Consider the following 12885-nt stretch of genomic DNA (forward strand, 5'->3'; position numbering starts at 1 on the left):
TGACGGTAGGGGTGCGGCAGGGTCGGACGCCTGCGAATTTCCCGGCGGATGGGGGACAATCGGCCGCGTGACCTCGACTTCTCCGCACCTGAAGATCCGCATCGACGGCGCGGCGGGCGCCGCCGCCCCGTACGAGCAACTGCGCGCCCAGATCGCCGCCGGGGCGCGGGCGGGCCGGCTGCCCGCCGGGTTCAAACTGCCGACGGTCCGCGGGCTCGCGGAGGAACTGGGGCTGGCGGCGAACACGGTCGCCAAGGCCTACCGGGCGCTGGAGTCCGACGGCGTGATCGAGACGCGCGGCCGGGCGGGCAGCTTCGTGGCGGCGGCGGGCGACGGGCCCGCCCGCGAGGCGGCCACCGCCGCGCAGGCCTACGCGGAGCGGGCGCGGCGGCTGGGCCTGACCTTCGACGAGGCGACCGCGGCGGCGCTGGACGCGCTGCGGGCGCGGTACGCGGGCTGACGCCAGGGGGCGGGCCCTCGCCCCGCCGGTCAGTCCTTGCGCGGGCTCAGGCGGGCCTGGAGGTGGTGCTGCATCGGCTGGCCCACCGCGGCCATTTCCTGCACGATCGTCAGCTCGCCGTCCTGGAGCGCGTACCGGCGCTTCATGCCGGTGACCTCCTTGGCCCGCGGGGTCAGCCCCACCGTATCGGTGGCCATCTCGATCTCCGTACCGGAGACCTGGCCGACGTACGTCTCGACGATGCCCGTCGGGTGGGCGAGCGTGACCTCGACCGAGGCGTCCGGGAGGATGCGCCACCACCCGGTCTCGCGCCCCGCGGGGCGCAGGGCGGTGCCGGAGCCGTCGATCAGCCAGGCGCGGGACTCGTAGCGGAGGAAGGGCCGGCCGTCGTGGCTGAAGGTGATTTCCTGCTCGTACCGGAACCCGTGCTCCAGGGTCGGGTACTCGCCGCTGCCCCGGCCGTGCCAGCGTCCGATGAGGCCGAGCACCGGCTGGAGCTGCGGGTGCGGCTCGGGGCCCTCGCCGAGGACGTGGCTGTCGGGGAAGGGGTTGTCCTGCGCCGGATCGAGCACGGTGCGTTCTCCTGTTCGTGGTTCCCCCGAGGGTGCGCGCGGCCGGTGGGGGCCTTCGGCCGCGCCCTCATTGTCCTCGCCGTGCCCGCCGCACCCGTGCGCGCCCCGCGCGGTGGGAACCGTGGGCGCCCCGCGCGGTAGGGCTCATGGACACCCCGAGCCTTAAGGCCGATGGGCGCCCGGAGCCACAGGGACGGTGGGCGGCGGCGCACCCGCAGGCGCCGGACCCGGACCCGCCGTGCCTACAAGTACATCCCCGCGTCCGCGTCCTGGCCCTGCGGCGGCAGCAGGGCGGCGGGGCCCGACGCCCCGCGGCGCAGGGCGTAGAGCTCCGCCAGGGTCGCGCCCTCGCGGGAGATGCCCTCGCCGGTGCCGAGCCAGTCCACCGCCTCGCGGTGCGTCAGCCGGCCGATCTCGATGCGGGCGAGGCAGCGCCCGGGCCGGACCACCGCCGGGTGCAGCCGCTCCAGGTCCTCGTTGGTCGTGACGCCCACCAGGACGTTGCGGCCCTGGCCGAGGAGGCCGTCGGTGAGGTTCAGCAGCCGTGACAGCGCCTGCCCGGCGGTGTGCCGGGCCTCGCCGCGGATCAGCTCGTCGCAGTCCTCCAGCAGCAGCAGCCGCCAGCGGCTCTTCGCGGTGCCCTCGTCCTCGCCGATCGCGATGTCCATCAGGTAGCCGATGTCGTTGAACAGCCGCTCCGGGTCCAGCACGCAGTCCACCTGGCACCAGTCCCGCCAGGACCGGGCGAGCGTGCGCAGGGCGGAGGTCTTGCCGGTGCCCGGCGGGCCGTGGAGCAGGAGCAGTCGGCCGGCGATGTCGTCCGGGGTGACCTTCATCAGCCGGTCCATCGCCCCGGCCACCGGAGCCGTGTAGTTGGGCCGCACCTCTTCCCAGGTGCCGGCCGCGATCTGCCGGGTCGTGCGGTAGGGGCCGCGGCGCGGGGAGACGTACCAGAACCCCATCGCGACGTTCTCGGGCTGCGGTTCGGGCTCGTCCTGCGCGCCCTCGGTCGCCTCCTCCAGCGTCGAGGCGGCCAGTTCGTCGCTGATCGCCGTCACCGTGACGTCCGCCCCCCGGCTCCAGCGGGAGACGAGCATGGTCCAGCCCTGGCCCTCGGCGAGCGTCGCGCTGCGGTCGCTGTCCCGGGCGGAGCGCAACACCGTTGCTCCGGACGGCAGCAGGGTCACGCCCGGCTTGACCCGGTCGATCGACACGCTGTGCGAGTAGGGCTGCTCGCCGGACGCGAAACGGCCGAGGAACAGCGCGTCGACGACGTCCGACGGGGAGTCGCTGTCGTCGACGTTGAGCCGGATCGGCAGTGCGTCTTGAGGGTTGGCTGGCATGGCGCCCATGATCCGGCACGAACTGCCCTCGTGCACCCGTGTTTCGCCGGATCGGGTGGCGGGATTCCCTCTTCAAACGCCGTGCGGGTGAAGATTCGCGCCGCATGTCTGCCCCGAACATTCTTGGCATGGACACTTCCAGCGGACCTCGGCTCCTTGTACCACGGACTCAGGAGTAACTCCGGAGTAACCCCCCACGAGGAGCCGCATACATGAGCATGAAAATGCCTCGTTTCGCCGCCTTGGCCTCTGCCCTGTTACTCGCCGCGGGCGCGGCCCTGTTCGGAGCCGGCCAGGCGACCGCCGCCGCCGACTTCGGCTACGTCGCCCTCGGTGACTCGTACTCCTCCGGCGTCGGCGCCGGCAACTACGACAGCGCCAGCGGGAACTGCAAGCGCACCACCCGCGCCTACCCGGCCCTCTGGGCCGCCGCACACGCCCCCCAGACCTTCTCCTTCGCCGCCTGCTCGGGTGCCCGTACGGGTGATGTGATGAGCGGCCAGCTCACACCGCTGAACGCCGGCACCGACCTCGTCAGCATCACCATCGGCGGGAACGACGCCGGGTTCTCCGACGTCATGACCACCTGTGTGCTCCAGTCCGAATCCACCTGCGTCAGCCGGGTCAACCAGGCCAAGGCGTACGTGGACTCCACCCTCCCCGGCCAGCTCGACACGGTCTACAACGCCATCCACAGCCGGTCCCCGGGCGCCCGCGTGGTCGTCCTCGGCTATCCCCGCTTCTACAAGCTGAACGGCACCTGCGTGGCCGGGCTGTCGGAGGGCGAGCGCACCGCCATCAACGGCGCCTCCGACTACCTCAACGCCGCCATCGCCAAACGCGCCGCCGACCACGGCTTCGCCTTCGCCTCGGTCGCCGGCGCCTTCACCGGGCACGAGATCTGCTCCGGCAGCGCCTGGCTGCACAGCCTCAACTGGCTGAACATCGGCGAGTCCTACCACCCCACCGCCGCCGGACAGTCCGGCGGCTACCTGCCCGTCTTCACCGGCGCGGTCTGAGGACGCACCGGAGGGCGGCCCGACGCGTCACGGACTGACGCGTCACGGCCTGACGCGTGATGGCCTGACGTGTGATGGCCCGACGCGTCACGGCTGACGCGTGATGGCCCGACGCGTCACGGACTGGCCGTCGGACCCGGGTTCGGTGACGGGGGGCCGGTCGGTCCGGAAGTGCTCGGGGAGGAGGCCCCGCCCGTCGGGGTCTCCTCCTCGCACGTCACCGAGAACTCCAGCCAGTCCGAAGCCGCTTCCGAAGGCGCCCGGACCTCCAGCCGCACCGCGTCCTCGAACGTCGCGTCCGGGTAGTGCGTCAGCTCCGTGTGGTCCAGGCGTACGCTCCCCGGTCCGCCCGCCGGGTACGCGAGGGTCTGCCAGCCGGGGCCCGTGGTCTGCCCGCTGCGCGTGGCCCAGCGGTACTCCACCACCGTCGGCATCCGGTCCACCGCGACGGTGGCGGTGAAAGCGGGGGCCTTGGTGGCGGGCGCCGGGCAGTCACCGCGGTAGGCGTCCCGGAGGGCCCGGACGGCGGACACCGTGATACCGACCGGCGGCGTGGCCGAAGGTGAGGGAGAAGGAGAAGGGGAAGGCGAGGGGGAGGGCGAGGCGCTCGGCGAGGGGGTCGGGGAGGGGGAAAGGTTCTGCGTGACGGTCGGGGTGGGCGTCGCCCCGTCTCCGCCGTCTCCGCCCGTGCCACGGCCCTTCAGCAGCAGCCACCCCAGCAGGACCACCACCGCGAGCAGCACCACGATCCCGCCGGTCAGCACCAGCCCGGCCCCGTTCCGCTCGGGCTCCGGGGGATGTGGCGGCGCCTGCCCGGTACCCGGTGCGGGCGTCTGCAGCGGCGGGGTGGGGTGGCCGTACCGGTGCTGCGCCACGGAGGTCGGGCCGTCCGGCCCCGCCGCCGGACCCGCCGTGGGACCGGACGCCGGGCCGCCGGAGGCCCGTACGGTCCCGCCCGCGCCGACGATGCGCAGCATCCGGGCCGCCTCCGTGGCCGACAGCCGCTCCTCGGGATCCTTGACCAGCAGTCCTTCCAGGACGGGCGTCAGCGGCCCGGCCCGCAGGGGCGGCGGGAACTCCTCCTCCACCACCGCCCGCAGCGTGGCCACCGGGGACTCCCGGCGGAAGGGCGAGACCCCCTCCACGGCCAGGTACAGCGTCACCCCGAGGGCCCACAGGTCCGATCCGGGGCCCGGCTCGTGCCCCAATGCCCGCTCGGGCGGCAGGAATTCGGGGGAGCCGACCACCTCGCCCGTCATGGTGATGGCGGTGGAGCCCTCCAGGCTCGCGATCCCGAAGTCGCCGAGCACCACCCGGCCGTCGTTGGCGATCAGCACGTTGCCCGGTTTGACGTCCCGGTGCAGCACCCCCGCCTCGTGCGCGGAGCGCAGTGCGGCCAGTACCTGTTCGCCGATGTGCGCGGTGCGCTGCGGGGTGAGCGGCCCGTCGCCCTCCAGGACCTCCGCGAGCGAGAGTCCCCGTACGATCTCCATCACGATCCAGGGCCGGCCGTCCTCGGTGGCCACGTCGTAGACGGTGACCACGCCCCGGTGCGAGACGCGGGCCGCGGCCCAGGCCTCCCGCTCGAGGCGCTGGTACATCCGGGCCACCTCGGCCTCGTCCATTCCAGCCGGCGCGCGCACTTCCTTGACGGCCACCTCGCGCCCCAGGACCTCGTCCCGGGCGCGCCACACCATGCCCATCCCGCCGCGGCCGAGCGGGCCCAGCAGGCGGTAGCGTCCGGCGATGACGCGGTCGCCGGCGCCGTCCCCGTTCGACGCGGACTCAGTCACCGGAAGCCTCATTCACGCGCGCCCCCAAGAGCGTTACCGGACGATCACTCCAAGTTAGCGCAGAGCGTGCGCCGTGGCTGCGGTCGCGACAGGAGTCACGCAGTCGGCGCCGATGCGGTTCCATGTGCGGTTCCACGGGCGGTCCCATGTCCCGCAAGCCCCGGCGGATTTCGCGGAGAGTGACGATCGACTCCGCTGAGTAATCGTCAACTCCCGCTCGCCACACGGGCAATTCACACCACCGGGATACATGTGCGCGACGTGGGGACGATAGGGTTACCCTGCCCGGTGGGCCGGGTGCCCTCGTACGGGTGGGGAGAGACATGGAACAGATAGCAATGCGCAGCAGGCCGCCTCGCGTGCCTGCCATCACTTGCGGGAGCGGTGCGACCAGTTCGCGCCTCGACCGCCACCTCGCCGTGCTGGGCGGTCCAGCCGTCCCGCACCGCGAGACCGCCGAGGCGACGCTGCTCATGCGTGAGCTGACCTCGCGCGACCACACGCACCGGCTGCGGAGCCGGAGCGCGCGCGTATCGCTCTTCGCGCCGCTGCGGAGGCTGCGGCGCACCCTCTTCGGCAGCCGCCGTTCGTAACCGTCCCGCTTCGGTTCCAGCAGCGCCGCCGCTTCGTCCCCGGCCTGATCACCCCTGCCCAGTCAGCGAACCACACCGTCCCGGCGCAGTGCCGTGATCTGTTCGCCCGTCATCCCCAGGGCGCGCAGCAGGGCTTCGGTGTGTTCGCCGAGCGCGGGCACCGCACCCATGTGCGGTGCCGCGCCGCCGGGCAGCCCGATCGGCGGCAGCAGGGCCCGCAGCGGGCCCGCGGGCGAGCCCACCTCCCGCCAGCGGTCCCGGGCCTCCAGCTGCGGGTGCGCGGAGAGCTGTGCCACCGAGTTCAGCCGCGCGCAGGCGATGCCCGCGGCCTCCAGCCGCCCGATCGCCGCGTCCGCGCCGAGCCGGCCCAGCGCTTCGGCGACCACCGCGTCGGTCTTCTCCCGGTTCGCGGTGCGCGCGGCGTTCGTCGCGTACCCCGGATCCTCGGCCAACTCCGGCTGCTCCAGCACCTGTTCGGCCAGCCGCCGCCACTCCCGGTCGTTCTGCACCGACAGCAGCACCCGGTCCCCGTCGGCCGTCGGGTAGGCGTCGTAGGGCGCGATCACGGCGTGCGCGAGGCCCGTCCGCACCGGCTGCTCCCCGCCGTGCATGGTGTGGTGCAGCGGATGCCCCATCCACTCCGCGAGCGCGTCGAGCATCGACACCTCCACCCTGCCTCCGCGCCCCGTGATCCCGCGTCGCAGCAGGGCCGCGAGCACGCCCGAGAAGGCGTACATGGCGGCCGCGATGTCCGCCGCCGGAATCCCGGCCTTGACCGGCTGCTCCGGGGTGCCGGTCACCGAGACCAGCCCGGCCTCGCACTGGACGAGCATGTCGTAGGCGCGCTTGTGGGCGTACGGGCCTTCGGGTCCGTAGCCGGAGACGTCCACGGCGACCAGCCGGGGGTAGCGGGCGCACAGCGCGGCCGAGTCGAGCCCGAGCCGGGCGGCCGCCCCCTGGGCGAGGTTCTGCACGAACACGTCGGCCCCGTCGAGCAGTCCGTGCAGGACCTCCCGGCCGCGCGGATCCTTGAGGTCGAGCGCGATCGACTCCTTCCCCCGGTTGGCCCACACGAAATGCGAGGCCAGACCGTGCGCGGCGGTGTCGTAGCCGCGCGCGAAGTCACCCCCGTCGGGCCGCTCGACCTTGATCACCCGGGCGCCGAGGTCGGCGAGCTGACGGGTGGCGAAGGGTGCGGAGACGGCCTGCTCGACGGAGACGACGGTGATGCCGTCGAGGGGGAGGGGCTCGGTGGCGGGCATGTCGATCGTGTCGGGTTCCATGACGGCCTGCCTACCCGCCCCGGGCGGATCTGTCCACGATCTTCGGGTCCGGCCCGTCCACCCACCCGCCCCGGACTCAGTCGAGGCCCCGAGCGAACCGGCGCGTCGCGGCCGGCGCGAAGAGGACCAGCAGGGCCAGGGACCACAGGAGTGCCCCGGCGACCGGGTGCGCGACCGGCCACGCGGCGCCCGCCGCCGCCTCGCCCCCGGCGTTGCCGCACAGGGCGCGCACGGCGGTGGCGACGGCGCTGATCGGGTTCCACTCGGCGAGCGTGCGCAGCCACCCGGGCAGCCCGGCCGTCGGCAGGTACGCGCTGGAGAGCATCGGCAGGACGAAGGTGGCGCTGCCGAGCTGCCCCGCCGCCTCCTCGCTCTTGCTCAGCAGGCCCAGGTACGTCCCCACCCACGCGGTGGCGAAGCGGAACAGCAGCAGGACGCCGAGGGCCCCGAGCGCGCCCGGGAGCCCGTTCTCCGCCCGCCAGCCCATCGCCAGCCCCACCAGGATCAGCGGCACCATCGAGACGCCGGTGGTCAGCAGGTCCGCGGCCGTCTGCCCGAGCGGGACCGCGCTCCGGCTCATCGGCAGGGTCCGGAAGCGGTCCATCACCCCGCGGTGCGCATCCTGCGCGGCCGTGAACATGCCGGTCATCAGGCCGTTCGCGGCGGTGGCGGCGAGCAGTCCCGGGACCAGGAACTGCCGGTACTCGGAGCCCGGCATGGCGAGCGCGCTGCCGAAGACGTAGCCGAAGAACAGCAGCATGGTGACGGGCATGGTCTGGGTGAGGATGAGCAGGGCCGGGGCGTGCCGGGCCTTCTGGAGCTGGCGGGTGAAGACGGCGCCGCCGTCGGACAGCAGGGTGCTCATGCGGCCTTCTCCTTCGTGTTGTCGGCCACGGCGGGGTTCTCGGACGCCCGGGGGGCTCCGACGAGGCGCCGGAAGACCTCGTCGAGGGTGGGCGGGCGCAGGCTCGCGTCGGTGACGGCGATGCCGGCCGCGTCGAGCGCCCGGACGATCTGCGGCAGGGTGAGCCCGGGGTCGAGGGCGGTCGCGCCGACGGTGAGGCGCTCCCGGTCCAGGGCGGGCAGGCCCCCGGTCAGCTGGTCGAGCACGGCGGCCGCGCCCGCTAGGGCCCCGGTCCCTTCGACGCAGACCTCGGCGTAGGCGCCGATCCGGGCCTTGAGCTCGGCGGGGGTGCCGGTGGCGGCCGCCCGGCCGTGGTCCACGACCACGATCTCGTCGGCGAGCCGGTCGGCCTCCTCCAGGTACTGGGTGGTGAGCAGCACGGTGGTCCCCTCGCGCGCCAGGGCTCGTACGGCCGTCCAGATCTGGTCGCGGGCCGTCGGGTCGAGGCCGGTGGTGGGCTCGTCGAGGAACAGCACGCGGGGCCGGGTGACCAGTCCGGCGGCTAGGTCGAGCCGCCGGCGCATTCCGCCCGACCAGGTGCTCGCCACCCGGTTGCCGGCCTCGGCGAGGCCGAAGCCCTCCAACAGCTCGTCGGCGCGGTCCCGGACGGCCCGGCCGCGCAGTCCGGCGAGGCGGGCGAAGAGCCGGAGGTTCTCGGCTCCGGTCAAATCCCCGTCGACCGAGGCGTATTGGCCGGTGGCCCCGATGGAGCGGCGAACGGCGGCCGGGTCCCGGGCGACGTCGTGTCCGGCGACGAGGGCGCGGCCGGCGGTGGGTGTGGTGAGGGTGGTGAGGATCCGGACGGCGGTGGTCTTGCCCGCGCCGTTGGGGCCGAGGAGACCGCAGACGGTGCCCTCCGGAACGGCGAGGTCGAGACCGCGCAGGGCGCGGACCTCGCCGTAGCTCTTCTCCAGACCCTCACTAAGTACAGCGTACGTAGTCGTCATGCGACGCACCCTACCTGACTACGTACGCCGTACGTAACTAGGATGGTGAGGATGGACGAGGTGATGAGTGATGACACCCAGCGGCCGCTCCGCTGAACCCGAAGTGATCTGGGCCCGCCCGCCGCGGGCCGGTCGCGGCCCCCGGCCCGCCCACAGCCGCGACACGATCGCCGCCGAGGCGGTGCGGATCGCCGACGAGGAGGGGATCGACGCCGTCTCGATGCGGCGCGTGGCGGCCGGGATCGGCGCCGGGACCATGTCCCTCTACAACTACGTGCCGCGCAAGGAGGACCTGTACGAGCTGATGGTCGACGCGGTCAGCGGGGAGTACGACCTCGCACGGCCGGCCGGTGACTGGCGGGCCGACCAGCTCGCGCTGGCCCGCCAGACCCGGGCCATCATGCACCGGCACCCCTGGCTGCCCCGGCTGCTGAGCCCGGTCTACGGATTCGGCCCGAACGCCCTGCGGTACCTGGAACACAGCCTGGAGTGCCTGGCGCCGCTGGACGCTCCTGGCGGGGAGAAGCTGGAACTGATCGCCGCGATCAACGGCACGGTCGCCACGTTCGTGGCGGGCGAACTGGCCCTGGCCGAGCGAGCCCGTCAACTCCCCTGGAGCGAGGCCGAAGAACAGACCGTACGAGCGGGCTGGCTCGGCTCCCGACTGGCGACGGGGGAGTACCCGCTCCTGGCGGGCGTACTGGCGACCGCGCCGGGAATCCCGGGCGAACTGCCCGACCCGGCGGCGGTCTTCGACCGGTCGGTGTCACGGCTGCTGGGGGCCTGGGGGCGCTGACCGCCCGTGCGGCCGGCCCAGGGGGTCGCCCGGCGCGGCACCGCCGCCGGGGACCAGCCCCCGGACCCCCGCGCCTCAAACGCCGGCGGGGCTGGATTTTGGCCGACGCAGGCCCGCGCGTGCGGGCTGACGCCAATTCCAGCCCGGCCGGCGTCTGATCCTTCAGCCGTCCGGCGCTTGAGCACCGGGGTCCGGGGCGGAGCCCCAGAGGGGTCCGGGCGCAGCCCGGCACCCCGCTTCCAGCCCGTCCGGCGCTTGAGGCGCGGGTCGGGGCGGAGCTTTGGGGCATGCTCGGCCCTGCCGGGGTTTGAGGCGCGGGTCGGGGCGGAGCTTTGGGGCACGCTCGGCCCCGCCGGGGTTTGAGGCGCAGGTCAGGGCGGAGCCCTGGGGCACACTCAGTCCCGCTGGCGTTTGAGGCGCGGGTCAGGGCGGAGCCTTGGGGCGTGCTCGGCCCTGCCGGGGTTTGAGGCGCGGGTCGGGGTGGAGCTTTGGGGCGTGCTCGGCCCTGCCGGGGTTTGAGGCGCGGGTCAGGGCGGAGCCCTGGGAACGGTGGAAGGGCGGGTAGGGGACTTCCGCCCCGCAGGGCCGCCCACCGCACCGCCGCGCCCGCCCGTGTCCCGCCCGTCCGGGCACGCGCCCGCCCGTGTCCCGCCCGCCCAGGCACGCGCCCGCCCAGGCACGCACCCCCACAAGGAAGGCCCCGGCCCGCTCCGGAAGGCCGATCCGGGCACCGGCCCGCCCAGGTGCGCCCGACCCGGGTACGCCCCGCCCGGGCACGCGCCCGCCACAGGCGGGCCCCGCTCCGGAAGCCCGCCCCGAGGCCCCCGCGCCTCAGAGCAGCGCGAACTGCCCCCCGGGCCCCTCCTCCTGGTGGTCCAGGACCGAGGCCGGCCGCCGGGCCCAGCCGGGCACCGGCAACACCCCACCCGCACGCAACTCGTCGGCGCCCAGCACCGCCCCCACTTCGAACGCGGCCCGCTCCGGCTCCAGTTCGGCCAGCAGCGCCAGGGTCGTCACCAGGGCGAGCAGCTCCGAGGTCCAGCCCTGCGGCCACTCGGCCGGGCCCACCGCGTCCAGCCCCTCCGCCTCCGGCCCCCGGTGGGCGAGCCGTGCGGAGAACCAGGACTCCAGCACCCGGACGCCTTGGACCTCGTACTCCCACGCCGACACCGGCACGGGCGACACGGTGCCGCCGTCCCCGCTCCCGCTCCCGCCGCCGATGGTCAGGGTCTCGCTCCCCGCGTCGTACGCGAGCTCGCGCGGCCACGCCGGCAGCGCCGAGCGGACGTACGGCCGGCGCCCGCCGGGCAGCCGGGGCGCCTCGCCGCCGCGGGCCCCGCGCAGCCGGACGCACAGCAGTCGGTGGCCCAGCTCCAGCCCGGCCCGCCAGCGCGTGGCGTCGGCGGTGAGGGGGACCTCGTACCCCCGGGGGCCGGGGCGGCCGGCGGCGAGGATCCAGCAGAGCACGTCCTCGGGGGTGACCCAGGTGCCGTACCGCTCACCGAGCAGGTGCTGCAGCCCGGGGGCGAGATTGGGCTCGGCGCCGCCCGGGCGGCGGTGCAGCGGGCGGATCCGGCCGAGCCGCCCGGCGGGCAGGTGCGCGGTGACCGTCAGCGCCGCCGGCTGCGCGGGCTCCGCGACGAACAGCTGGTGCTCGTCCAGCACCCGCCACAGCTCCGGGCGGGCCAGGTCGATGAGCCGCTGGTCGGGCAGCAGCCACTGTTCGTCGAAGGGCTCGCGCAGGATCCGTACGGGGTCGGGGCGGGGCCCGGGCACGTCCGCGAAGCGGGCCGTGGAACCCGCGCGCTGGCCCGGCAGCGCCGCCGCCCCGGCGCCCGTGGTCCGCGCCCGGGTCGGCCGGAACAGCCGCTCCCGCTCGGGTCCCTCGGCAGCGGCCAGCGCGGCCCACCGGGCGCGCAGGGTGGCCGGATCGGGGGCCGCGACCCAAGTGCGGCCCAGGCGCAGGGAGCCCACGGCCCAGGGCATCAGATCGTCCAGCATCGGGTCCCGCGGGGATGCGTCAGCGCTCACCCGGCCGATGGTAGCGACGCCACCCCGTGACCGGGCCGCGTCCAGGCCGGAGAGTTAGGCTCGCTATGGAGGGATCTGCCCGGATCCGGACGGAGCCCGGCCGAACCAGACGACCCGGGAGGCGGACATGAGCCAGTACGACGAGTACTCGACCCCGTCGCAGGCCGAGGGGGAACGGCTCGACGAGGACCTGGACGAGAAGCAGAAGAAGCTCCGCCACGTCCAGACGCAGCGGACCACACCGTCCCAGGCGGAAGGCGAGCGCGGAACGGACGACGACCAGAAGTAGCGGACGGCCGGAGGTGGCGGACGACCGGAAGGAGCGGACGGCCGGAAATCAGTGTGCGTCGACGGTCACGGTGAAGGAGAACCGGTCCCCCCGGTACCGGATCCGCGCCACGTCGACCACCCGGCCGGAGGCGTCGTAAGTGACGCCCGTGTAGTGCAAGATCGGGCTCAGCAAGGGCACTTGGAGCAGATCGGCCGTGAGTGGGTCGGCGAGCCGCGCCTCCACGGTGTCGGTGATCCGGCTGATGTCCACCTTCACGATGTCCCGCAGCACCTTCGTCATCGGCCAACGCTCCAGATCCGCGAGGTCGATGGCGTCGGCGAGCTCCGGACGGACCGCGTTCTCCGCCCAGTTGGTCGGCTCTCCGCTCTCGCTGTCGAGGCGGAGCCTGCGGTACGTGACCACCTCGGCGGTGTCCGGGAAGTGCTTCAGCAGCTCCCCGGGCACCGCCGTCCGCTCGTGCCCCAGGATCGTCGTACGGTCGCCCGACTGCTGCGCCACGATCGCGTCGACCGAGCCGAGCAGCTGGACCGGCGCCCCGCGCAGGGCAGCCGGCTCGATGAAGGTCCCGCGCCGCCGGTGGCGGCTGATGAGCCCCTCGGTCTCCAGCTCCTTGAGCGCCTGCCGCATGGTCAGCACGCTCACCCCGTAGTGCTCGGCGAGCTGCTCCTCGGTGGGCAGGCGCAGCGAGGCGTCCGCGGTGCGCCCGAGTATGGAGGCGCGCAGCGACTGGGAGACCTGGTACCAGAGCGGCAGCTTCCTGTTCAGTACCAGCGAGTCGGGGGCGAAGGCGGTCACGGGTGGTTCTCCGTAGGACGGGGTGGGCGCGGCGGCGGCGCCGCGCGGCATGCTGCT

General features: G+C 74.2%; 13 protein-coding genes. 5 read left to right on the forward strand and 8 right to left on the reverse strand.

Annotated elements, in window-relative coordinates; all coding sequences use genetic code 11:
• The first annotated feature begins 67 nt into the window (after positions 1-67).
• Positions 68-460, forward strand: a complete 393-nt coding sequence (locus OHA37_RS30810) for a GntR family transcriptional regulator (RefSeq protein WP_266909996.1) — start codon at positions 68-70, stop codon at positions 458-460.
• Between the two features lie 29 nt (positions 461-489).
• Here OHA37_RS30810 and OHA37_RS30815 read toward each other — a convergent pair whose 3' ends face one another.
• On the reverse strand, positions 490-1032 hold the full coding sequence (locus OHA37_RS30815) for an FABP family protein (protein ID WP_266909998.1): 543 nt from the start codon (positions 1030-1032) through the stop codon (positions 490-492).
• Positions 1033-1274: 242 nt separating this feature from the next.
• On the reverse strand, positions 1275-2375 hold the full coding sequence (locus OHA37_RS30820; protein WP_266910000.1) for a DUF5925 domain-containing protein: 1101 nt from the start codon (positions 2373-2375) through the stop codon (positions 1275-1277).
• A 218-nt stretch (positions 2376-2593) separates the two neighbouring features.
• Between OHA37_RS30820 and OHA37_RS30825 the strand changes: the two genes are divergently transcribed.
• Complete coding sequence (locus OHA37_RS30825; protein ID WP_266913238.1) at positions 2594-3394, forward strand: SGNH/GDSL hydrolase family protein; 801 nt, start codon at positions 2594-2596, stop codon at positions 3392-3394.
• 116 nt (positions 3395-3510) lie between these two features.
• On the opposite strand, the gene OHA37_RS30830 is transcribed toward OHA37_RS30825, so the two are convergent.
• On the reverse strand, positions 3511-5187 hold the full coding sequence (locus OHA37_RS30830) for a serine/threonine-protein kinase (RefSeq protein ID WP_266910002.1): 1677 nt from the start codon (positions 5185-5187) through the stop codon (positions 3511-3513).
• 323 nt (positions 5188-5510) lie between these two features.
• On the opposite strand from OHA37_RS30830, the gene OHA37_RS30835 reads away from it, so the two are divergent.
• On the forward strand, positions 5511-5780 hold the full coding sequence (locus tag OHA37_RS30835) for a hypothetical protein (protein ID WP_030720225.1): 270 nt from the start codon (positions 5511-5513) through the stop codon (positions 5778-5780).
• Between the two features lie 62 nt (positions 5781-5842).
• On the opposite strand, the gene OHA37_RS30840 is transcribed toward OHA37_RS30835, so the two are convergent.
• From OHA37_RS30840 to OHA37_RS30850, 3 genes are all read right to left on the reverse strand, one after another.
• A complete protein-coding gene (locus OHA37_RS30840) occupies positions 5843-7063 on the reverse strand; it encodes a CaiB/BaiF CoA transferase family protein (RefSeq protein ID WP_266910004.1) in 1221 nt (406 codons plus the stop codon).
• Between the two features lie 76 nt (positions 7064-7139).
• On the reverse strand, positions 7140-7928 hold the full coding sequence (locus OHA37_RS30845) for an ABC transporter permease (RefSeq protein ID WP_266910006.1): 789 nt from the start codon (positions 7926-7928) through the stop codon (positions 7140-7142).
• Complete coding sequence (locus OHA37_RS30850) at positions 7925-8914, reverse strand: ATP-binding cassette domain-containing protein (RefSeq protein WP_266910008.1); 990 nt, start codon at positions 8912-8914, stop codon at positions 7925-7927. Before OHA37_RS30850 ends, OHA37_RS30845 begins: the two co-directional genes overlap by 4 nt.
• A gap of 70 nt (positions 8915-8984) precedes the next feature.
• Between OHA37_RS30850 and OHA37_RS30855 the strand changes: the two genes are divergently transcribed.
• Positions 8985-9710, forward strand: coding sequence for a TetR/AcrR family transcriptional regulator (locus OHA37_RS30855; protein ID WP_266910010.1), 726 nt, complete (start codon positions 8985-8987; stop codon positions 9708-9710).
• 831 nt (positions 9711-10541) lie between these two features.
• On the opposite strand, the gene OHA37_RS30860 is transcribed toward OHA37_RS30855, so the two are convergent.
• Positions 10542-11711: a type ISP restriction/modification enzyme gene (locus OHA37_RS30860; RefSeq protein WP_266913240.1), complete on the reverse strand. Its 1170-nt coding sequence runs from the start codon at positions 11709-11711 to the stop codon at positions 10542-10544.
• Between the two features lie 157 nt (positions 11712-11868).
• Here OHA37_RS30860 and OHA37_RS30865 point away from each other — a divergent pair, with 157 nt between their 5' ends.
• Entirely contained in the window at positions 11869-12030 is a 162-nt protein-coding gene (locus OHA37_RS30865; protein WP_266910012.1) for a hypothetical protein, read from the forward strand.
• Positions 12031-12078: 48 nt separating this feature from the next.
• On the opposite strand, the gene OHA37_RS30870 is transcribed toward OHA37_RS30865, so the two are convergent.
• Entirely contained in the window at positions 12079-12879 is an 801-nt protein-coding gene (locus OHA37_RS30870; RefSeq protein WP_266910014.1) for a GntR family transcriptional regulator, read from the reverse strand.
• Positions 12880-12885 lie beyond the last annotated feature (6 nt).

The organism is Streptomyces sp. NBC_00335, assembly GCF_036127095.1.
GTDB lineage: Bacteria > Actinomycetota > Actinomycetes > Streptomycetales > Streptomycetaceae > Streptomyces.